The sequence below is a fragment of the Rathayibacter sp. AY2B5 genome (genome assembly GCF_002931645.1).
GTDB lineage: Bacteria > Actinomycetota > Actinomycetes > Actinomycetales > Microbacteriaceae > Rathayibacter.
In genome coordinates this window covers 32,726-53,380 of record NZ_PSUE01000010.1, presented here as the reverse complement: position 1 = coordinate 53,380, position 20,655 = coordinate 32,726, and the positions used below count along the sequence as shown (strand labels likewise).

Here is a 20,655-nt window from a genome sequence, read left to right as displayed (position 1 = left end):
CGCCCCTCCGATCGTCGGTCCGAGCGGGTGGGCCCTCGAGGGCGACCGCTCGCGGGCACGAAAAAAGGGCCCGAGAGTGGAGTCCCGGACCCTTCGCTCCCCGACTTGGACTCGAACCAAGAACCTACCGGTTAACAGCCGATTGCTCTGCCAATTGAGCTATCGAGGATCATCCGACCGCCCGGAGGCGATCAGCGCGGTACTACTTTAGCAAACTCTCCGCGAACGCAAAATCGGGCGCGCACTCAGTAGCCGGAGCCCGGGTCGACGCGGCCGACGAACGGCCCGCCGGCGGCACAGGCGGCCACGTTGGCGCGCACGCGCTCGGCCAGGAGCGGCGCGGTGATCTCGGGGGTGTCCGCGCTGTGGGGCGTGATCAGGCACCGGGGCTCGCTCCAGAGCGGATGCCCGTCCGGCAGCGGCTCGGGGTCCGTCACGTCGAGCGCGGCGCCCGCGAGACGGCCTTCGGCGAGGGCCGCGACGAGCGCGTCCGTGTCGACGAGGCTCCCCCGGGCGACGTTGACGAGCACGGCGTGGGCGGGGAGCCGCGCGAGCAGACCCGCGTCGACCATCCGCTCCGTGCCCGCGGTGGCGGCGGCGGCAAGGACCAGCACGTCGGCGTCCGCCGCGGCCTCGGCGAGCCGCGACGCCGGCAGGGTGCGGGCCGCGCCCTCCACCGGCTCGTCTCCGCGGCGGACGATCGTCACCCGGCAGTCGAAGACGGCGAGCAGCCGCAGGAGCTCGCGAGCGATCCCTCCTGCTCCGACGATCACCACGGAGGCGCGGTGCAGCGTGACCGCCTTCTTCGGCCCCCACGACGCGGCGCGCGCCCGCTCCGGCAGCGAGCGCAGGAGGGCGAGCACCAGCGCGAGCGCGTGCTCCGCCACCGGCTCCGCGTAGGCGCCCTTGGCGCTGGTCCAGACCACGTCCGCGCGAGACGCGGCGAGCACGGGCGCGAAGACGTCGACGCCGGCCCAGGGCAGCTGCACCCAGCGGATCGACGGGTGCTCCTCCAGCACAGCGGCCAGCTCGTCCGTGCGGCCGTAGGACAGCCAGAGCAGCGCGTCCGGACTCCCGTCGAGTCCGACGACCACTCCCCCGCCCGACTCGACCGCCTCGGCGAACACCGGCTTCGGCCGCGGGAGCACCGCGACGCGCGGGACGGTCACTGGTCGGCCGCCTCGACGCGCTGCGCTCGGGAGGCGTCGAAGCGCTCGTACTCGGCGAAGGCCGCTCCGAGCTCGCGCACGTAGGGGTGCCGGGCCTCGATCAGCACGTCCAGCAGCGGCCCGTACGCGACGACCTCGCCGCCGACGAGCACGGCGATCCGGTCGGTCGCCCGGCTCAGCACGTCGATGTCGTGGCTGACCACGACGGCCGCGAATCCCTCCCGGCGCCGCAGGTCGGCGAGGAGGTCGACGATCGACTCGCGCACCGTCGCGTCGATGCCCGAGGTCGGCTCGTCGGCGATCAGCACCTTCGGCCCGAGCACGAGCGAGCGGGCCACGGCCACGCGCTGGCGCTGGCCGCTGGAGAGCTCGTAGGGGTAGCGGTCGAGCAGGAACAGCGGCAGGTGCACGGAGTCGAGCAGCGTCGCCACCCGCACCGCCGCGGCCTTCGGGTCGTAGTGGCGGTCGCGGAGGAAGATCGGCTCGGCGATCAGCTCCGAGACGGTCAGCTCGGGGCGGAGGGCCGCTCCGGCGTCCTGCGCGAGATGCGCGACGTCGACGGTGAAGCGCTTGAGCTCGCGGGCGGGGAGCGAGCGGAGGCGGTGCCCCGCGACCGTCGCGTCCCCTCCGATGATCACCGGGCGCGTGCGGCCTCCGTCGTGCCCCAGGCCGTCGCCGCCGAGCACGCGCGCGAGCGTGGACTTGCCCGAGCCGCTGCCGCCGAGGATCCCGAGCACCTCCCCCGGCTCCACGCGGAGGCTCACTCCCCGCAGCGCCGTCCACCGGCGGCTGATGCCGCGCGGCGGGTACTCGACGCTGAGGTCGTCGACGACGATGGGGGCCTGATCCTCGGCGGTCCGGCTCACGCCCGGCGCTCCGCCTCGACGATGCTGCGCAGGAGCTCGCGCCTCGAGGCCTGCTCGACCGGGTCGGGCACGGGCAGAGAGGCGAGCAGGCGCTGCGTGTAGGGGTGCTTCGGCGCGGCGAGCACCTCGGCCCCCGTCCCCTCCTCGACCAGCTCGCCGCGGTAGAGCACCGCGATGCGGTCGGCGAGCAGGTCGACCACGGCGAGGTCGTGGCTGATGAACAGGGAGGCGAAGCCGAACTCGCGCTGCAGCTCGGCGAACAGCTCGAGCACGCGGGCCTGCACCGACACGTCGAGCGCCGAGGTGGGCTCGTCGGCGATCAGCAGCTTCGGCTCGAGGGCCAGGGCCCGGGCGAGGCTGGCGCGCTGGCGCTGGCCGCCGGAGAGCTCGTGCGGGTAGCGGTCGCCGTAGGAGCGGGGCAGCTGCACCGCCTCCAGGAGCTCGTCGACGCGCGAGCGCGCCCCGGCGGCGTCGCCGGCCCGTCCGTGCACGATCAGCGGCTCGGCCACGCACTCCGCGATGGTGAGCAGCGGGTTGAAGCTCGACGCCGGGTCCTGGAACACGAAGCCGATGTCGCCGCGGACCGGCCGGAAGGCGCGCTCGCGGATGCCGCGCATCTCCTTGCCGAGGACCTTCAGCGACCCGCCGGTCACCGGCGTCAGGCCCGCGATGGCACGCCCGATGGTGGTCTTGCCCGAGCCGCTCTCGCCGACGAGGCCGAGCACCTCGCCCGCGCGGATGCGCAGCGAGACGCCGTCGACCGCGACGAAGCCGGGACGGCCGAGCCGGCCGGGGTACTGGATCCGCAGGCCCTCGGCGGCGACGAGCGTCTCGGCCTCGGGGGCCTCGGCGCGCTCGACGGCGCGGACGCGGGCGCGCTCGACGCCCTGGCCCACGTGCGGGACGGCGGCGAGGAGCTTCCTCGTGTACTCGGCCTTCGGCGCCGAGAACAGCTCGGAGACCGTCGCCTCCTCGACCAGCTCGCCCTGGTACATCACGGCGACGCGGTCGGCCAGATCGGCGACGACGCCCATGTTGTGGGTGATCAGCACGATCGAGGTGCCGAACTCGTCGCGGCACCGGCGGAGCAGGTCGAGGATCTCGGCCTGCACGGTCACGTCGAGCGCGGTGGTCGGCTCGTCCGCGACGATCAGGCCGGGATCCAGGACCAGGGCCATCGCGATGACGACGCGCTGCTTCTGGCCGCCCGAGAACTGGTGCGGGTAGTAGTCGACCCGCTTCTCCGGCTCCGGGATGCCGACGGTGCGGAGGACGTCGATCGCGCGCTTGCGCGCCTCCTTCTTCGAGACGGAGCCGTGGGCGCGCAGTCCCTCCGCGATCTGCCAGCCCACCGTGAAGACCGGGTTGAGGGCGGTGCCCGGCTCCTGGAAGACCATGGCGACGTCGGTGCCGCGCAGCTCCCGGAGGCGGGCCTTCGGCACGGAGACGACGTCGGTCGCCGCGCTGCCGTCCTTCTTCGAGAGCAGGACCACTCCGGAGGCGGTGGCCGTCTCGGGCAGGAGGCCGAGGATGGTCTTCGCGGTCACGGTCTTGCCGCTGCCGGACTCGCCGACGATCGCCAGGACCTCGCCGCGCTCGACGCGCAGGCTCACCCCGGCGACGGCGCGGACGGCGCCGCGGTCGCTCGCGAAGGCGACCTCGAGGTCGGTGATGTCCACGATCGGACGCGCTGAGGCGTCCCGGACGATGCGCTGGTCGCTCATCGCGTCTCCTCCACTCCGGCGACGGGGTCGTGCCCCGGCGTCTCCAGGCCGTCGGCGGCGAGGACGCCGCCCGGCACGACGGACGTCGCGGCGACGTCGCCGGCACCGGCGGCCACCGCGCGCCGACCGCGCAGGCGCGGGTCGGCGAGGTCGTTCAGGCTCTCGCCCACGAGGGTGATGCCCAGCACCACGAGCACGATCGCCAGGCCCGGGAAGACCGAGGTCCACCAGATGCCGCTCGTGACGTCCGACAGCGCCTTGTTGAGGTCGTAGCCCCACTCCGCGGCCGACGTCGGCTCGATGCCGAAGCCGAGGAAGCCCAGGCCCGCGAGGGTCAGGATCGCCTCGGAGGAGTTCAGCGTGAAGATCAGCGGCAGCGTGCGCGTCGCGTTCCGCAGGACGTGGCGGAACATGATCCGCGGCGTCGACGCTCCGATGACCTTCGCCGACTCGACGAAGGCGTCGCCCTTGATCCGCACGGTCTCGGCCCGGATCACGCGGAAGTACTGCGGAATGTAGACCACGGTGATCGAGACCGCCGCGGCGAAGATGCCGGCCCAGAGGTTCGACTGCCCGCCGGAGATGACGATCGACATCACGATCGCCAGCAGCAGGGTCGGGAACGCGTAGATTGCGTCGCAGATCACGACGAGCACGCGGTCGAGCCAGCCGCCGAGGTAGCCGGAGACGAGGCCGAGGAAGACGCCGAGGAAGATCGACAGGACCACGGCGACGACGATCACGAGGAACGCGGTCTGCGCTCCCCAGATCACTCGCGAGAGGACGTCGTAGCCGCCCACGGTGGTGCCGAGCAGATGCTCCGCGCTCGGCGGCTCCTGCGCGCCGAACGACTCGCCGCCCGAGCGCAGCTGCGAGTATCCGTAGGGCGCGATGAGGGGCGCGAACAGGGCCACCAGCAGGAACGCGCCGGTGATGATCAGGCCGGTGACGAGCATCCCCCGCTGGAGGCCGACGCTCTGCCGGAGCTGGTGGACGACCGGCAGACGGTCGACGAGACGACGGCGCGGACGCGCCGGGGAGGTGGTGCTCATGCTCAGTACCTCACTCGCGGGTCGATGAGCGCCGCGATGACGTCGACGATGAAGTTGGTCAGCGCCACGATGACGGCGAGCAGGGCGACGATGCCCTGCACGGCCACGAAGTCGCGGGCCTGGAGGTACTCGGCGAGCTGGAAGCCGAGGCCCTTCCACTCGAAGGTGGTCTCGGTGAGGACGGCGCCGCCGAGCAGCAGGGCGATCTGCAGGCCGATCACGGTGATGATCGGGATGAGCGCGGGCCGGTAGGCGTGGGTGCGGACGAGCCGGAACTCGCTGACGCCGCGCGAGCGCGCCGCATCCACGTAATCGGTGCCGAGCGTGCCGATCACGTTGGTGCGCACCAGGCGCAGGAAGATGCCCGCGGTGAGCAGTCCCAATGCGACGGCGGGGAGCACCGCGTGCGAGAGCACGTCCGAGATCGCGGCCGGGTCGCCGGTCTGGATCGCGTCGATCAGGTAGATGCCGGTCTTGTTCTCGAGGAACTGGAGCGAGAGCTCGGTGCTCGTCGAGGCGCGCCCGGCGACGGGGAACCACTTCAGCCAGACGGAGAACACCAGCTTCAGCAGCAGGCCCGCGAAGAACACCGGAGTCGCGTAGCAGAGGATCGCGAAGATGCGCAGCACCGCGTCGGGGGTGCGGTCGCGGTGGTAGGCGGCGAGCATCCCGAGCGGGATGCCGACCAGGAACGCCACGATCAGGGCGTAGAAGGCGAGCTCGACCGTCGCAGCGCCGTAGGTGAGGAGCACCTCGGTGACGGGGCGGTTGTCGCTCAGGGTGGTGCCGAAGTCGCCGGTCAGCAGCTTGCCGAGGTACTCGAGGTACTGCACGATCAGCGGCCGGTCGTAGCCGGCGGCGGCTACGCGCTCGGCGAGCTGGTCGGCGGTCAGGCGGCCGCCGAGGGCCGCCGTGATCGGGTCGCCCGTGGAGCGCATGAGGAGGAACACCAGCGTCACGAGGATGAAGACGGTGGGGATGATGAGCAGGAAGCGGACGAGCAGGTAGCGCCCGAGTCCGCCCCCGGAGCCGCGCGGTCGCCGGGTGGGCGCCGTCGCCGCAGCCGTCGTGGCTGTCGTCACGTGATGCCTTTCGTGGAGAACGGCCGGCGCCTCCTGTCGGGGAGGCGCCGGCCGCGAGGGGGGTGGATCAGCCCTTGCTGAGTGCCGCGTAGCGGAACTTGAACGAGGCGTCGAGGGTGTCCTCGGCTCCGCTCACGGTGCTGCCGACGACCGCGACCTGCGAGCCCTGCAGGTAGGGGACGGTCGAGAGCTGCGCCGCGACCTTCTCCTGGATCTGCTCGATCAGCGCGGTGCGCGCGTCGGCGTCGGTGGTCGAGACCTGCTGCGCGATCAGGCTCTGCACCTCGGCGTCGTCGAAGTGGTTGGCGAGGAAGTTCTCCTTGATGAAGAACGGCGAGAGGTAGTTGTCGGCGTCGGAGTAGTCGGGGAACCAGCCGAGCTGGTACGCCGGGTAGACGTCGCTCGAGCGGTCCTTCGAGTACTGCACCCACTCCGTGGTCTGCAGGTTCACGGTGAAGAGGCCGGTCGACTCCAGCTGGTCCTTGATCAGCGCGTACTCGTCGCCCGAGGACGGACCGTAGTGGTCGTTCGAGTACTGCAGGTTCAGGGTGACCGGAGCGGTGACGCCGGCGGCCTCGAGGGTCGCCTTCGCCTTGTCGGCGTCGGGCGCGCCGTTGCCGTCGCCGTAGAGCGACTTGAGCGGCTCGACCGCGCCGGTCAGGCCGGCGGGAACGTAGGAGTAGAGGGGGGTGTAGGTGCCCTTGTAGACCTGGTCGGCGATCTCGTCGCGGTCGATCAGGTCGGCGACGGCCTGGCGCACGGCGAGGGCCTTGGCGCTGTCGGCCTCACCGGTCGTCGCGCCGAAGGGCTGGGTGTCGAAGTTGAAGACGATGTAGCGGATCTCGCCGCCGGGGCCGTCCACGACCTTGACCGTGTCGTTGCCGCGGAGGTCGTCGATGTCCGTCGCCGAGAGGCTGCGGAACGCGACGTCGATGTTCCCCTCCTGGATGTCCAGCTTGAGGTTGGACGAGTCCGCGTAGTACTTGACGTTGACGGTGTCCGTCTTCGCCTCGCCGAGAACGCCCTGGTAGTCCGGGTACGCCTTGTACTGGATGAGGTTGTTCACGTCGTAGTTCGCGATCGTGTACTGGCCGGCGAAGGCGTCGCCCGAGACGATGTCGGCGTCCGCGGTCAGCTCGTCGGCCGAGAAGACCTCCTCGTCCACGATCGGGCCGGCGGGGCTCGAGAGGATCTGGGGGAAGGTCTGGTCGTTCTCGGACTTCAGCGTGAAGACCACGGTCGTGTCGTCCGGAGCCGCGACGCTGTCGAGGTTCGCCAGGAGCGAGGACGGGCCGTTCTCAGCCGCGATGCCGACCTGGCGGTCGAAGGAGAACTTCACGTCGGAGGAGGTGAGGTCGTGGCCGTTGGCCCACTTCAGTCCCTCCTTCAACTTCACGGTGTACTCCGTGGGAGCGGTGAACTCCGCCGACTCGGCGATGTCGGGCTCGACGTCCGGGCTGCCGTAGGGGGTGTTCATCAGGAACGGGAACACCTGGTTCATCACGGCGAACGAGCCGTTGTCGTAGGAGCCCGCGGGGTCGAGCGTCGTGATCTTGTCGGTGGTGCCGATGGTCAGGGCCCCTCCGGCGCTGCCGCCGGACGAGTCGTTCCCGCCGGCGGCGCAGCCCGTCAGCACGAGCGCGACCGCGGCGAAGCCTGCGGCGGCGGCCAGTGCACGGGTGCCGCGAGTGGATGCGGAATTCATCTCCGTCTGCCTCTTCCTGTCAAGGATGGGATGCGGGCGCGCTCCGGGCGCGCGGACTCTCGGCACACAGATCTCCTGTGGGCTGTGGCGTCACGACACTGGACGCCCGCATTGCTGTTCCTCATAGGTAACACAGTTGGAAGCGCTCTCCGAACCGGCACGGGCGTGCGGCCGATTTCTTCACACGACCGCAACACGCTCACTCCGTGCGCAGCGCCCGCTTCTCGCGCTCGAGCTCGACCAGGCGCACCTGCACCGCGCGCGCCATCACCGGATCGGCGGACGCGCGCTGGAGCGCCCCGCGCAGCTCGGCGATCTCGCGGAGCAGATCGCGCTCGATGAGCGAGATCGCCACGTCGCGGGAGTAGCGGGCGAGCCCCTCCTCATCGGCGGCCGGGATCGGCGCCACCGCGAGCTGGCGCACCAGCGAGGCGAAGGGACCGGGGACGTCGCCGGCGACGTGCTCGACCCAGTCGCGGTCCTCCGCCCGCTCGAGGTTCGCGACCACGGCGTCGCGGACCACGCGGAGGGTCTCGTTGGTGACCGCCGCGTGCGCCGCCCGGGCCAGGAGCTCCGGACCCATCGCCTGCGGAAGCTGGAGCATCGCCATCAGCGCCTCGCGCTCGATGCGCGTGACGACGTCGACGGGCAGGTCGGCGATGCGCGCGCCGAGGGGCGCCTCGGCCGCGGGTGATCCGCCGCCGCCCCGGCCGCCCTGCTGGTCGCGGCCCTCGGGTCCGGAGGAGCGGGGCCGGGATCCGGCGGAGCGCACGGCGGAGTTGACCTCGGCCATGTCCAGGCCGAGCATCCGGGCGAGCTCGCGGGAGTAGCCGGGCCGCAGCGCCGGGTCGCGGATCTCGGCGACGACCGGGGCGGCCGCGCGCAGGGCCGCGATCCGGCCCTCGACCGTCTCGAGGTCGTAGCGGTCCAGCAGCTGCCGGATAACGAACTCGAACATCGGCTTCTTGTCGTCGATGAGGCGGCGGACGGCGTCGTCTCCGCGGTTCAGGCGGAGGTCGCAGGGGTCCAGGCCCTCGGGCGCGACGGCGACGAAGGTCTGCGCGGCGAAGCGGTGCTCCTCCTGGAACGCGCGCATCGCCGCCTTCTGGCCCGCCGCGTCGGGGTCGAAGGTGAAGACGACCTCGCCGACGCCGCTGTCGTCGCCCAGCACCCGGCGCAGCACCTTGATGTGGTCGACGCCGAAGGAGGTGCCGCAGGTGGCGACCGCGGTGGTGACGCCGGCGAGGTGGCAGGCCATGACGTCCGTGTAGCCCTCGACGACGACCACCCGGTGCCCGCGAGAGATGTCCCGCTTGGCGAGGTCGAGCCCGTAGAGCACCTGGGACTTGTGGTACACGGGCGTCTCGGGGGTGTTGAGGTACTTGGGACCCTTGTCCTCCTCGAGGAGGCGGCGGGCGCCGAAGCCGACGGTCTGGCCGGTCACGTCGCGGATCGGCCAGACGAGGCGGCCGCGGAAGCGGTCGTAGACGCCGCCGCGGTTGTTGCTGCTGACCAGGCCGGCCGTGGTCAGCTCCTCCTCCGAGAAGCCGCGGCGCTTGAGCGCGGTGGTGAGACCGTCCCAGCCGTCGGGTGCGAAGCCGACGCCGAAGCGGTCGGCGGCGGCGCGGTCGAAGCCCCGCTCGCCGAGGAAGCGCCGGCCGACGTCGGCGCCCGGGGTCGCGAGCTGCTCGCGGAAGTACTCCTCCGCGGCGTCGTTCGCGGCGAGGAGGCGCGCTCGCCCGCCGGTCTCGGGCGCGCGGCCGTCGCCGTCCTCGTACTGCAGCGGGAAGCCGATGCGCCCGGCGAGGCGCTCGACGGTCTCGCTGAACGAGCTGTGGTCCATCTTCATGACGAAGCTGTAGACGTCGCCCGACTCCTGGCAGCCGAAGCAGTGGTAGAAGCCGGCCTGCGGGCGGACGTGGAAGCTGGGGCTGCGCTCGTCGTGGAAGGGGCAGAGGCCCTTCAGCGAGCCGATGCCGGCCGACTTCAGCGTGACGTACTCGCCGATCACGTCGCCGATGTTCACCCGCGCCTTGACCTCCTCGACATCTGACTGTCGGATCCGAGGCATGGGGTCCATCGTATCGGCCGCCGGGGCCGCCGAGCCGGGGTGGGGAGAACTGCACCAGGGCGGCGCGGATCACCCCGGAGACCTGTGATCGGCCCCGCACCCCGAGATCAGGGTCATCCCTGATCCGCACCCGCCCGCCGTCTCCGAGAATCGACCCATGCCCCCTGCCGCCTCCCGCCCGCCTCTCCTGCGTGCTCTGCTCGTCGCCCTGCTCGGCGGTCTCGTCCTGGGCGGGCTCACCAGCCTGCTCCAGGGCTCCCTCCCGCCGTCGGTGAGCTCGTTCGCCAACTCCTCCGGGGGCTGGTCCATGCTCGTGTTCGCGCTCGTGCGCCTCGGCGGCGTCCGACCGGCAGCGGGGGCGGCGCTCGGCCTGCTGAGCTTCTGGGCGCTGCTCGAGGGCTACGACCTGGTGACCGCAGCGCGCGGCTTCGGCTACTCGCCTCCCTTCACGGACGTCTTCTGGCTGCTCGCCGTCCCCGCCGGGCCGATCCTGGGCGCCGCCGCCGCACTCACCCTCCACGGCTCGAGGACATGGCGCGTCCTGGCTGTCGCGCCGCTCTCGGGCGTGCTGATCGGCGAGGGCGTCTGGGCGCTGGGCGCGGTCGCCGACACCACGAGTCCGGTGTACTGGTGGCTCCAGATCGTCCTGGGCGCGGGCTTCCTCGTCCTGGCCGTCGTGCGGAGGAGGCCGCGCGCACTCGTCTCGCTCGCGGCGCTCGGCGTCACCGCGGCGGCCGCCGTCGCCTTCTCCGTCGTCTACTCCGCGCTGTGAACCGCTCGAGAGGGTCGTCGCGGACCCTCCGCGCACTCGCGGGTTCCGCCCTCCTCCTGGCCCTCGCCGGGTGCACCACCACGGCGGACACCCCGGTCGCGCCGCCGTCGTCCGCCTCGGTGCCGTCGGCGACATCCTCCGCCACCCCTCCTCCGATCGACGTCTCCGCCGAGCTGGCCGCGCTCGAGAACGAGTTCGACGCCCGGATCGGCGTCAGCGCCGTCGACACCGGCTCGGGCCGCCGGGTCCATCACCGGGCCGACGAGCGCTTCGGCTTCGCCTCGAGCCTCAAAGCCCTCGCCGCGGCGGAGTTCCTGCGCACCGTCCCCGCCGCCGAGCGGGACGAGGTGGTCACCTGGACCGTGGCCGACGTCGAGGCGGCGGGCTACTCCCCCGTCACGGAGGAGAGCACCGCCACCGGCCTGCCGCTGTCGCAGCTCGCCGAGGCGGCCGTCCGCCGGAGCGACAACACAGCGCTGAATCTCGTCCTCCGGCGCCTCGGCGGACCCTCCGCCCTCGACCGAGGACTGGAGGCTCTCGGCGACACCACCACCGAGGTGGTGAACGAGGAGCCCGCGCTGAACACGATCGAGCCCGGCAGCACCGAGGACACCACCACCCCGGCCGCGTTCACAGCCGACCTCGCCGCGGTCGCCACGGGTGACGTGCTGTCCGCGGAGGACCGGGCACTCCTGCTCGACTGGATGAGCGGCAACGCGACCGGCGACACTCTCGTCCGGGCGGGCGCTCCGGCCGGCTGGAGCGTCGCGGACAAGTCCGGGGGCGCCGGCGGGATCCGCAACGACGTCGCCGTGGTGACGCCTCCCGGGCGGGACGCGGTCGTGCTGTCGATCCTCTCGGCGCGCAACGACCCCGAGGCGGACTACGACGACGCGCTGGTCGCCCGCGCCGCGGCCGTCGTGCTGGGAGCCCTGCGGTAGCGGCCGCGCGGCGTCAGCAGTGCCGGTTCACATAGCCCGCTGCGCCACGGGGGACGACGTCGCGGTCGCGGAGGGTGACCGAGATGCTCCGGCCCTGCGCGGCGCAGGCCTCGGAGTAGGCGGGCCGGCCGTTGTCGGTGTACTCGATCTCGTAGACCTGGCGCCCGTAGACGTCCGTGTACGCCGCGCACTCGTCGTAGACCTGGCACTCCTCGACGACGGCGAAGTCGAAGCCGACCGTCCTCTTCCCGGCAGCGGCGAGATCGGCTCCGTTCTTCTGGCCGATCGCCAGGCCGGAGCGGTGAGCGCGCGCCGTCAGGAGGGTGGCGAACGCCAGCGCCTGCGACTTCGTCAGCCTCCCGCCCGAGCGGGTGTAGCTGTCCAGATTGTCGGCCTCGACGGCGTCGAAGCCGTCCTCGGCGCAGCCGTCGATCCAGGCGCCGACGATCGCGAGCAGAGCGGTCCGCTTCGCGGAGGTCGAGACGTCGAAGAGGTACTCGTCCGGCCAGCCCGGATCGGCGAGGGGCTTCCCGTCCGCTCGCCTCACCAGGAGCTCGGGGTGCCGCTTCGCGAAGGCGGCGCTCTCGCCGGGCTGGGTCTGGAAGGCGTTCACGTAGCAGATGCTGTAGCGGCCGGCGGCGGGCGCGTCCGTGCGGTCGCGGTCGACGATGGTGACGCTCGACACCGGAGCGTAGGCGCCTCCCAGCTGGTAGTCGAGGACGCCGTTCGCGGGAGGGAGCAGCGGTGCCGCCGAGGCCGCGGCGGGCTGGATCAGCAGCAGCCCCGCGACGACCAGGGCGAGGAGGCCGAGCCGGGGCCGACGCGGCCTCATCCGGGAGCTCCCGGCGTGCGCCCTGCGGCTCGCATGCCCGTGGCCGCCGGCAGCGCGCCGAGTGCGAGCTCGCCGATGACCGCGATGCGGTCCGCCGGTGCTCCGTCGCGGGCCTGCGTCGACATCCCGCTGAGCACGGCGACGACGAAGGCGGCGACGGATCCGGCGTCCGTCTCCGGCGGCACGTCGCCCTCCTCGATCCCGCGCTCGACTCGTGCAGCGACGAGCGCCTCCATCTCGCGGCGACGGGCCTCGAGCCGCGGCTCGCTCAGCACGAAGCAGCCGGCAGGAGTGCCGGGCGCGGAGTACCCCTCCGCACTGACTCGGACGACGGCGGCGACGGCCTCGCGCGCCGTCGGCCGGTGCGAGTACAGCATCGGCTTGCTCATCCCCGACCGTGCCGCGATGCGGTCGACCCGCGCTCCCGCCAGCCCGTGCGCCGCGAACTCCTCCGTCGCCGCCTCGAGGATCCGCTGCCGTGTCCGCTCCGCTCCCACGCCCTCACCGTACCCGCCGCCCCGCGCCCCTCCGCGCCTCGCGGTGCGGTGCCCTCCCCGCCCTCCGAGCCGACCGGCCGACCCGCACACCAGCACATCGCCTCAGACGACGCACCCGGCTCCCTGGAACCCACCACCCCGACAAGCCGACCGCGGTGACGCCTGGCGGTGACCGGCGTGCACCGGCACCGCCGAACGGCCGATCCGCGTGCCAGCGGATCGCCCTAGGCGGACGCACCCCGCTCCACGAACCGCACCACCCCGAGAAGCCGACCGCGCCACGCCGGGCGAGGACCGGCGTGCAATCGAGCACCGCCGAACGGACGATCCGCGTAACAGCGGATCGCCTCAGGCGGACGCACCCCGCTCCCTGGAACGCACCACCTCGACAAGCCGACCGCGGTGACGCCGGGCAGGGACCGGCGGCACAGCTGAGCCGGGCGCCGCCCGGCTCAGCGCATCAGCACAGCCTCTCGAACCAGGCGAGGGCGCTCTGGTCGGTGAGGTTGGCGACCTGGTCGACGACGACGCGGCGGCGGGCGTCGTCGTCGGGGGCGGCGTGCCAGTCCTCGGCGAAGCCGGGCTCGAGGGTTCCCGGGCCGCGGTCGAGGAGGGTGTCGGCGAGGCGGGTGAGGACTTCGCGCTGCTGGGCGTAGATGGGCTGGCGGGTGTTCCGCGACATCACGAACGTCGCGACGATCCCCTTGAGCACGGCGATCTCGGCCTGCTGCTCGCGGGGGACGACGACGTGGCCGCCGAAGCGGACGAGGTCGGGGTGCTGGTACGCCTCGCGGGTGGCCTCGGTGGCGGCGGCGGCGAAGCGGCCGATGAGCTGGCTGGTGAGGTTCTTGAGCCGGGCCTGGTCGCGGCGGGAGCCGTCCCAGGAGGAGACCCACACGTCGAGCGAGTCGAGACGGTCGAAGGCGGCGACGAGCTCGTCGTGTCCGACCTCCCCGCCGACCCAGGAGTGCATCGACTGCACGAGGCCCTCGTGGTCGGCGCGGGAGCCGAGTGCTTCGACGTCGATGTAGCCGGAGACCACCGCGTCCTCGAAGTCGTGCACGGAGTAGGCGATGTCGTCCGAGAGGTCCATCACCTCGGCCTCAATGCAGCGCACCCCCTCGGGGGCGCCCTCGCGCATCCAGGCGAACGCGGGGGCGTCGTCGGCGTAGAAGCCGAACTTGGCGCGCCCCGACGGGTCCGCGACCGAGCGCGTGTCGGGCCAGGGGTACTTGCAGCTCGCGTCGATGCTGGCGCGGGTCAGGTTCAGCCCGTAGGGGCGGGCGTCGTCGCCGAACACCTTCGGCTCGAGCCGCGTGAGCAGCCGGAAGGTCTGCGCGTTGCCCTCGAAGCCGCCGATCCCCTCGGCCCAGGTGTTGAGCGCGCGCTCGCCGTTGTGCCCGAACGGCGGATGCCCGATGTCGTGCGCGAGGCAGGCCGTGTCGACGACGTCGGGGTCGAGGTCGAGGCTCGTGGCGAGCTCCCGGCCGATCTGCGCCACCTCGAGCGAGTGGGTCAGGCGGTTGCGCGCGAAGTCGACGCCCGCCGTGGGGCTGAGCACCTGGGTCTTCGCGGCCAGGCGGCGGAGCGCGCTGGAGTGGAAGAGCCGGGCGCGGTCGCGGGCGAAGTCGGAGCGGCGGGTCGAGTGGTCCTCCGGCAGGAATCGCTCGGTGTCGACGAGCGAGTACCCCCAGAGCGCGCGGTCATCCACCGCTGTTGTGGATCTCGGCGGCCGAGACCGCGTCGCGCTGCCCGGCGTCGAGCTCGCGGGACTCGAGCCAGCGGTCCGGGAGGGAGGGGACCTTGGGCGAGCCGGCGCGGCCCCGCTGCCCCTCGGCCGCCTCGCCCGGATAGGGCTGCGTCCAGTCGAGCGTCGCCAGGAGCTCGTCGAGCTGCGCGAGCGACTCGACGGTGGCCAGGCGAGCGCGGAGGTCGCCGCCGACGGCGTAGCCCTTGAAGTACCAGGCGACGTGCTTGCGGATGTCGCGGCAGCCGCGCTCCTCGCTCTCGAAGAAGTCGACGAGCAGCTCCGCGTGGCGGCGGAACGCCTCGGCGACCTGTCCGAGCGAAGGGCGGAACCGCTCGTCGGAGCCGGCGAACGCGGCGGCGAGGTCGCCGAAGAGCCAGGGGCGCCCGAGGCAGCCGCGTCCGACGACGACTCCGTCGCAGCCCGTCTCGGCCATCATCCGCAGCGCGTCCTCGGCCGACCAGATGTCGCCGTTGCCCAGCACGGGCACGCTCGTGACCGTCTCCTTGAGCGTGGCGATCGCCGACCAGTCGGCGTGCCCGCTGTAGAACTCGGAGGCGGTGCGCGCGTGCAGCGCGATCGACGCGACCCCGGCGCCCTCGGCGGCACGGGCGGCCTCGAGGTAGGTGAGGTGGTCCGGGTCGATGCCCTTGCGCATCTTGACGGTGAGCGGGACGTCGCCGGCGGCCTTCACGGCGCCCTCGACGATCTGCCGGAACAGCGGGAGCTTCCACGGCAGGGCCGCTCCCCCGCCCTTCCGGGTGACCTTGGGCACGGGGCAGCCGAAGTTGAGGTCGATGTGGTCGGCCCGGTCCTCGGCGACGAGCATGGTGACCGCTTCGGCGACCGTGACCGGGTCCACTCCGTAGAGCTGGATCGAGCGCACCGACTCGCTGGGGTGGTGGCGGATGAGGCGAATCGACTCCGGCGTGCGCTCGACGAGCGCGCGGGAGGTGATCATCTCGCTCACGTAGAGGCCGTTGCCGAACTCGCGGCAGAGGCGGCGGAACGCCGTGTTGGTGATGCCCGCCATGGGGGCGAGCACCACCGGCGCGTCGAGTTCGAGGGGGCCGATCCGGAGCGCCGGCGCGGTGCGCGCGGGCGGGGCGGCCGTGAGAGTGGAGGACATCGGTATCGATTCTCCCAGATCCTGTGTTGGGGAAGGCGGAGTGACGAGCGGAGAGGTGGAGAGATGAACGGGAGCACACCTGTGGAGGACGGTTCGCAGCGGCTGGAGGCGGACGCGTCCGCCCGCGGCCTTGCGGTCGAGATCGTGGAGAGGCCCGCTGCCGGCAGCCTGCACGAGGCGGCCGCGCTGCTCGGCATCGAGCCCGGCGACATCGTGAAGTCGCTCGTGGTGAAGCGCCACGACGGCGGCTACCTGTTCGCCCTGGTCCCCGGCGGGCGGCAGATCGCGTGGCCGAAGCTGCGCGCGGTGGTCGGAGTGAACAAGCTCCGCCTCCCGGACGAGACGGCCGCCCTCGAGGCGACCGGCTACCGGCGCGGCACCATCACCCCGATCGGCTCCACGACGGCCTGGCCGGTCTACGCCGACGAGCGGATCCTCGGCCGCCGCGTCGCGATGGGAGCCGGCGCCGACGGGCGCAGCGCCTTCGTCGACGCGGACGCCCTCGTGGCCGCCTACGGCGCGACCGTGGCCGACATCACCGTGGAGGAGCCTCCGCGCTGATCGGCGGCACCTCGGCCTGCGCTTCCGCGGCCTGCGGCACGGCGCAGACGCCGTCCTCGCACAGCGGCCCGCCGGAGTCGCCGAGCATCTCGAACGGCCCGCTCACGCGACGGCCGCCCGCTGCTCCAGCACGTGCTCGAGGACCTCGGTGAACGCCGCCGGCTCCTGGGCGCCGGAGACGCCGAAGCGCCCGTCGAGGACGAAGAACGGCACCCCCGAGATCCCGTACTCGCGGGCCTGCGCGATGTCGGACTGCACCCGCCCGAGGTAGCGCCGGTCCTCGAGAGCGCGGCGCGTCTCCGCCGGGTCGAGCCCGACCTCGCCGGCGAGCGAGGCGAGCACCTCCGGATCGGCCAGGTCGCGGCCCTCGACGAAGTACGCGCTCAGGAGACGCTCGACGAGCTCGAGCTGCAGTCCGTTCTCCTTGGCGTGGTGGAGCGCCTGGTGGGCGGTGACCGTCTTGACGTGGCGCACCGACTCGAAGTGGTAGTCGAGGCCGACACTCGCCGCGATCGCCGTGACGGAGTCGAGCATCTGCTGCGCCTGCGCCTCCGGGATGCCCTTGTGCTCGGCGAGGAACGCCGCCTCTCCCCCGCGGTAGTCCTCCGGCGTGTCCGGCGAGAGCTCGAAGCTGCGGTACTCCACGACGACCTCCGGAGCCTCGGGGTGCGCGGCGCGGAAGGCCTCGAGCCCGCGCTCGAACCGGCGCTTCCCGATGTAGCACCAGGGGCAGGCGATGTCGGACCAGACGTCGACGGACAGGGGGCTCGGCTCAGCACTCACCCCCAGGACAACGGAGGGGGCGCCCCGCTATTCCCGCAGCACGCGGACGAGCTCGTCCACGTCGGACTCGTCGTTCCAGAGGTGGAAGGCGATGCGGAGCCGGCCGCCGCGGCCCGAGACGCGCAGACCCGCGGCCTGCAGCAGCTCCAGGTCCGCTCCCCCCTCGTCCGGCCAGGACACGAGCGCCCGGTGCTGAGGCTCCCGGTCCAGCCGCTCGCACAGCAGGTCGCCGAGGCCGGAGGCGTGCGCCCAGACCGCGTCGAGGTCGAGCGAGCGGAACAGAGCGAGCGACGCCTCGGCGCCGGCGAACGCCTGCCAGGCCGGCGAGACGTCGAAGCGGCGGGCGTTCTCGGCCAGGTGCATGGCCGGTCCGTAGCAGGACGACCACACGTCCTCCCCCGAGTACCAGCCCGCCTGCACGGGGACGAGCTCGGCCGCGTAGGCGGGCGAGACGGTGAGGAACGCCACTCCGCGCGGCGAGCACAGCCACTTGTAGGCGTGGGTGAGGGTCGCGTCGAAGCGGGAGGCGTCGACCGGCAGGACGCCGGCCGCCTGCGTGAGGTCGCACGCGGTCCGCACTCCGTGGCGCGCGGCCTCCTCGAGGACGGCGTCGAGATCGGCGAGCGCTCCGCTGCTGGACTGCACGGCGGAGAAGACGACGAGGTCGTCCCCGTCCTCGACGGAGTCGGCCAGCGCCTCGAGCGCGACGGAGCGCACGGTCACTCCGCGGTGCGCCTGGGCGAGGAAGGGGAACACGATGGAGGAGAAGTCGCCGTCCACGCAGAGCACGCGGGCCCCGTCGGGCAGCGAGGCGGCGAGCACGGCGGCCATGGCGGAGGTCTGCGAGCCGATCGCGACACGGTCGACCGGGACGCCGGCGATCGCGGCGAACGAGGCACGCGCGCGCTCGGCGACAACGCCGTAGGCGGCGGCCGTGCTCTCCCCGGACGACCAGCCGTCGAGGTCCGCCCGCAGCGCCTTGACGGTCTCCCGCGGCGGCAGGCCGAGGGTGCAGGCGTTGTGGTAGCCGCGGGCACCGGCGAAGCGCGCGCGCAGGTCGGCGGAGTTCGGCAGTGCGGTGCTCACCTCTCGAGGATGACGCTCCGGAGCCGGATCGCCAAGACCGGGGAGCGACCGGGCGCGCCGGCGGCGGGCCCGGTCAGCGGGCGGCGAGGGCGTGCGCCTGCTCGAGCACGGCGACGACCTCGCGGGCCTCGCGGACGTCGACCGGCGAGGGAGCGCCGTCCTGGAGGGACAGCGCGACCTGCTCGAGGAACGCGGCGTATCGTCCCCGCTCACTCGGCACGGGGTGTGCGCCGGAGTCGTCGACGAGGACGCCCCATCCCTCCGGCGCGACCTCGCCGAAGCCGTCGTCGTCCGGTCGGGCGCCGCCGGTGCGGAGCGCGGTCTCCTGCGGATCGAGACCGTCGACGCTGAAGGCGGCGCGGGTGCCGAGCACGCGGAAGCGGGGGCCGGTCGCCCGGGCGACGCGGCTCATGGTGAGGTGGGAGCGGACGCCGCTGTGATGCAGGAGCGAGACGAACGCGTCGTCCTCGCTCGCGGAGCCCTCGTGGACGGTCCGGGTCTCGGCCGCCGTGACGACCGCCGGGCCGAACAGCAGCAGCGCCTGGTCGACCAGGTGGCTGCCGAGATCGAAGAGGATCCCGCCACCCTCGGCCGGACCCGTCTCGCTCTGCCACCGGCCCGTCTTCGGCGCGCTCCAGCGCTCGAAGGTCGACTCGAAGCGGAGGACCTCGCCGAGGACCCCTTCGCCCAGGAGGCGGCGGAGGGTGAGCAGATCGGCGTCCCAGCGCCGGTTCTGGAAGACGAAGACGGGCGCACCGCTCCGCTCGGAGGCGGCGATGATCGCGTCCGCGTCGGCCGTGCTCGGTGCGAAGGGCTTGTCGATCACGACGGCGACTCCGGCCTCGAGCACTCGGACGGCCTGCTCCCGGTGCACCGACGGCGGCGAGGCGAGCACGACCAGCTCCGGCCGCTCGGCGAGCACCGCGTCGAGGTCGGGCACGATCCGGGCCTCGGGATGCGCGGCGGAGGCCGCGGCCCTCCGACCGGCGTCGCGGGTGGAGACGGCGACGACCTCGAAAGCGGGATCCGCCGCGAGGAACGGACCGTGGAAGACGCTGCCCGCGAGCCCGAAGCCGACGATTCCGGCCCGGATCACGAGGAGGCCCCCGGCACGTCGACCGCGCCGCCGAAGCGGCGGGAGCGGCCGGAGTAGTGCTCGATCGCGTCCCAGAGGTCGGTCCGCGTGAAGTCCGGCCAGAGCCGGTCGAGGAACACCATCTCGGCGTAGGCGCTCTGCCAGAGCAGGAAGTTGCTGGTGCGCTGCTCGCCGGAGGAGCGCACGAAGAGGTCGACGTCCGGCATCTCCGGCACGTACAGCGCCTTGGCGATCGTCTTCTCGGAGATGCCGGAGGGCTTGAGCCGCCCCGCCTGGACCTCGGCGGCGAGCCGCTGCACCGCGTCGGCGATCTCGGTGCGCCCGCCGTAGTTGACGCACATGGTGAGCGTCAGCACGTCGTTGTCCGCGGTCATCCGCTCGGCGAACTGCAGCTCGTTGATCACCGACGCCCACAGGCGCGGCTTCCGGCCGGCCCAGCGGATGCGCACGCCCCACTCGTTGAGCTGATCGCGGCGGCGGTGCAGCACATCGCGGTTGAAGCCCATCAGGAAGCGCACCTCCTCGGGCGAGCGCTTCCAGTTCTCGGTCGAGAACGCGTAGACGCTGAGGTGCTTCACGCCGATCTGGATCGCTCCGGCCACGACGTCCAGCAGCGCCGTCTCGCCGCGCTTGTGCCCCTCGATCCTCGTCAGGCCGCGGGAGTTCGCCCAGCGGCCGTTCCCGTCCATCACGATGGCGACGTGCCCCGGAACGGCCTTCCGCGGGATCGCGGGCGGGTGGATCCCGGTCCAGTCGAGAGGGCGGTACGGCTCGGCGTCCTTGTGGGTGAAGGGCTTCATCGGGTGACGTGCTCCAGGGATCTCAGACCGCGTTCGAGATGGAACTGCGTGTAGGCGGCGACCACTCCGCTCGCCCGCGACCGCGTGGTCGGCTCGGTGGTCTCGGCATGGGCCCAGTCTCCCGTGAGCAGCGCACCCAGCAGGACCACGACCTCCGGAGCGACCCGCGGTGCGCCGGGCGGCGTGCAGTCGGCGCAGACGACGCCTCCGAGCTGCACCACGACCGCGCCGTGGGGCCCGGGGGCGCCGCAGCGCGCGCAGTCCTCGAAGCTGGGCGCCCAGCCCGCGATCGAGAGCGCCCGCAGGAGGTAGGAGTCGAGCGTCAGCACCGGCTCGTGCTCGTGCTTCGAGAGCGAGCGCAGGGCCCCGACGAGCAGCAGGTACTGCTGCAGGGAGGCGTCCGCGTCGGTGAGGCGGTCCGCCGTCTCGACCATCGCGCTCGCCGCCGTGTAGCTGTCGTAATCGGCGGCGATCAGCGCACCGTAGGCGCCGAGCGACTCGGCCTGCGTGACGATGTCGAGGCTCCGGCCCTCGTAGAGCTGGAGGTCGGCGACCATGAACGGCTCGAGCCGCGAGCCGAACTTGGAGCCGGTCTTGCGCACGCCCTTCGCCACCGCGCGGATCTTGCCGTGGCTGCGCGAGAGCAGCGTCACGATGCGGTCGGCCTCGCCCAGCTTGTGCGTGCGGAGCACCACGGCTTCGTCGCGATAGGTGGGCATCCTCCGATTATCCCCCCGACCCC

19 protein-coding genes and 1 tRNA gene are annotated in these 20,655 nt (G+C 72.7%); 3 read left to right on the top strand and 17 right to left on the bottom strand.

Annotated elements, in window-relative coordinates; all coding sequences use genetic code 11:
* Window positions 1–96: 96 nt before the first annotated feature.
* From C5C30_RS08605 to dnaG, 8 genes are all read right to left on the bottom strand, one after another.
* Window positions 97–169, bottom strand: a tRNA-Asn gene (locus C5C30_RS08605).
* 76 nt (window positions 170–245) lie between these two features.
* Window positions 246–1,169, bottom strand: a complete 924-nt coding sequence (locus C5C30_RS08600) for an NAD(P)-dependent oxidoreductase (RefSeq protein ID WP_258064092.1) — start codon at window positions 1,167–1,169, stop codon at window positions 246–248.
* Window positions 1,166–2,035 carry an ATP-binding cassette domain-containing protein gene (locus tag C5C30_RS08595; RefSeq protein ID WP_167305248.1) on the bottom strand — a complete coding sequence of 290 codons (870 nt, stop codon included), beginning with the start codon at window positions 2,033–2,035 and terminating at the stop codon, window positions 1,166–1,168. The genes C5C30_RS08600 and C5C30_RS08595 overlap by 4 nt, the downstream gene beginning before the upstream one ends.
* Complete coding sequence (locus C5C30_RS08590; RefSeq protein WP_104226684.1) at window positions 2,032–3,759, bottom strand: ABC transporter ATP-binding protein; 1,728 nt, start codon at window positions 3,757–3,759, stop codon at window positions 2,032–2,034. The genes C5C30_RS08595 and C5C30_RS08590 overlap by 4 nt, the downstream gene beginning before the upstream one ends.
* A complete protein-coding gene (locus tag C5C30_RS08585; protein ID WP_104226685.1) occupies window positions 3,756–4,811 on the bottom strand; it encodes an ABC transporter permease in 1,056 nt (351 codons plus the stop codon). Before C5C30_RS08585 ends, C5C30_RS08590 begins: the two co-directional genes overlap by 4 nt.
* Window positions 4,812–4,813: 2 nt before the next feature.
* Window positions 4,814–5,893: an ABC transporter permease gene (locus tag C5C30_RS08580; protein ID WP_104223444.1), complete on the bottom strand. Its 1,080-nt coding sequence runs from the start codon at window positions 5,891–5,893 to the stop codon at window positions 4,814–4,816.
* A gap of 67 nt (window positions 5,894–5,960) precedes the next feature.
* On the bottom strand, window positions 5,961–7,598 hold the full coding sequence (locus tag C5C30_RS08575) for an ABC transporter substrate-binding protein (protein WP_104223443.1): 1,638 nt from the start codon (window positions 7,596–7,598) through the stop codon (window positions 5,961–5,963).
* Between the two features lie 199 nt (window positions 7,599–7,797).
* On the bottom strand, window positions 7,798–9,669 hold the full coding sequence (gene dnaG / locus C5C30_RS08570; protein ID WP_104333542.1) for a DNA primase: 1,872 nt from the start codon (window positions 9,667–9,669) through the stop codon (window positions 7,798–7,800).
* A gap of 157 nt (window positions 9,670–9,826) precedes the next feature.
* Here dnaG and C5C30_RS08565 point away from each other — a divergent pair, with 157 nt between their 5' ends.
* Together C5C30_RS08565 and bla are read left to right on the top strand one after the other, a co-directional pair.
* Complete coding sequence (locus tag C5C30_RS08565; protein WP_181131516.1) at window positions 9,827–10,441, top strand: DUF6518 family protein; 615 nt, start codon at window positions 9,827–9,829, stop codon at window positions 10,439–10,441.
* Window positions 10,438–11,382, top strand: a complete 945-nt coding sequence (bla, locus tag C5C30_RS08560) for a class A beta-lactamase (RefSeq protein WP_104333541.1) — start codon at window positions 10,438–10,440, stop codon at window positions 11,380–11,382. The genes C5C30_RS08565 and bla overlap by 4 nt, the downstream gene beginning before the upstream one ends.
* A 13-nt stretch (window positions 11,383–11,395) precedes the next feature.
* Here bla and C5C30_RS08555 read toward each other — a convergent pair whose 3' ends face one another.
* The 4 genes from C5C30_RS08555 to dusB all read right to left on the bottom strand — a co-directional run bounded on the left by C5C30_RS08555 (window position 11,396) and on the right by dusB (window position 15,587).
* Complete coding sequence (locus C5C30_RS08555) at window positions 11,396–12,214, bottom strand: endo alpha-1,4 polygalactosaminidase (protein WP_104333540.1); 819 nt, start codon at window positions 12,212–12,214, stop codon at window positions 11,396–11,398.
* Window positions 12,211–12,711 carry a TetR family transcriptional regulator gene (locus C5C30_RS18020; RefSeq protein ID WP_181131514.1) on the bottom strand — a complete coding sequence of 167 codons (501 nt, stop codon included), beginning with the start codon at window positions 12,709–12,711 and terminating at the stop codon, window positions 12,211–12,213. The genes C5C30_RS08555 and C5C30_RS18020 overlap by 4 nt, the downstream gene beginning before the upstream one ends.
* A 460-nt stretch (window positions 12,712–13,171) precedes the next feature.
* Entirely contained in the window at window positions 13,172–14,422 is a 1,251-nt protein-coding gene (locus C5C30_RS08545; protein WP_104333538.1) for a deoxyguanosinetriphosphate triphosphohydrolase, read from the bottom strand.
* Window positions 14,415–15,587 (bottom strand): tRNA dihydrouridine synthase DusB, encoded by a 1,173-nt coding sequence (gene dusB, locus C5C30_RS08540; RefSeq protein WP_104333537.1) that lies wholly within the window; start codon window positions 15,585–15,587, stop codon window positions 14,415–14,417. Before dusB ends, C5C30_RS08545 begins: the two co-directional genes overlap by 8 nt.
* A gap of 63 nt (window positions 15,588–15,650) precedes the next feature.
* On the opposite strand from dusB, the gene C5C30_RS08535 reads away from it, so the two are divergent.
* Window positions 15,651–16,148: an aminoacyl-tRNA deacylase gene (locus C5C30_RS08535; RefSeq protein WP_104223436.1), complete on the top strand. Its 498-nt coding sequence runs from the start codon at window positions 15,651–15,653 to the stop codon at window positions 16,146–16,148.
* A 102-nt stretch (window positions 16,149–16,250) separates the two neighbouring features.
* On the opposite strand, the gene C5C30_RS08530 is transcribed toward C5C30_RS08535, so the two are convergent.
* The 5 genes from C5C30_RS08530 to recO form a co-directional block, all read right to left on the bottom strand.
* Window positions 16,251–16,931, bottom strand: a complete 681-nt coding sequence (locus tag C5C30_RS08530; RefSeq protein ID WP_104238217.1) for a DsbA family protein — start codon at window positions 16,929–16,931, stop codon at window positions 16,251–16,253.
* Between the two features lie 27 nt (window positions 16,932–16,958).
* Window positions 16,959–18,017 (bottom strand): aminotransferase class V-fold PLP-dependent enzyme, encoded by a 1,059-nt coding sequence (locus C5C30_RS08525; protein ID WP_104333536.1) that lies wholly within the window; start codon window positions 18,015–18,017, stop codon window positions 16,959–16,961.
* 73 nt (window positions 18,018–18,090) lie between these two features.
* Window positions 18,091–19,113: a Gfo/Idh/MocA family oxidoreductase gene (locus C5C30_RS08520; protein ID WP_104315349.1), complete on the bottom strand. Its 1,023-nt coding sequence runs from the start codon at window positions 19,111–19,113 to the stop codon at window positions 18,091–18,093.
* The gene (locus tag C5C30_RS08515) at window positions 19,110–19,913 is read right to left on the bottom strand and encodes an isoprenyl transferase (RefSeq protein ID WP_104234456.1); all 804 of its coding nucleotides are present in this window, start codon (window positions 19,911–19,913) and stop codon (window positions 19,110–19,112) included. Before C5C30_RS08515 ends, C5C30_RS08520 begins: the two co-directional genes overlap by 4 nt.
* The gene (recO, locus tag C5C30_RS08510; protein ID WP_104223431.1) at window positions 19,910–20,632 is read right to left on the bottom strand and encodes a DNA repair protein RecO; all 723 of its coding nucleotides are present in this window, start codon (window positions 20,630–20,632) and stop codon (window positions 19,910–19,912) included. Before recO ends, C5C30_RS08515 begins: the two co-directional genes overlap by 4 nt.
* Window positions 20,633–20,655: the final 23 nt, after the last annotated feature.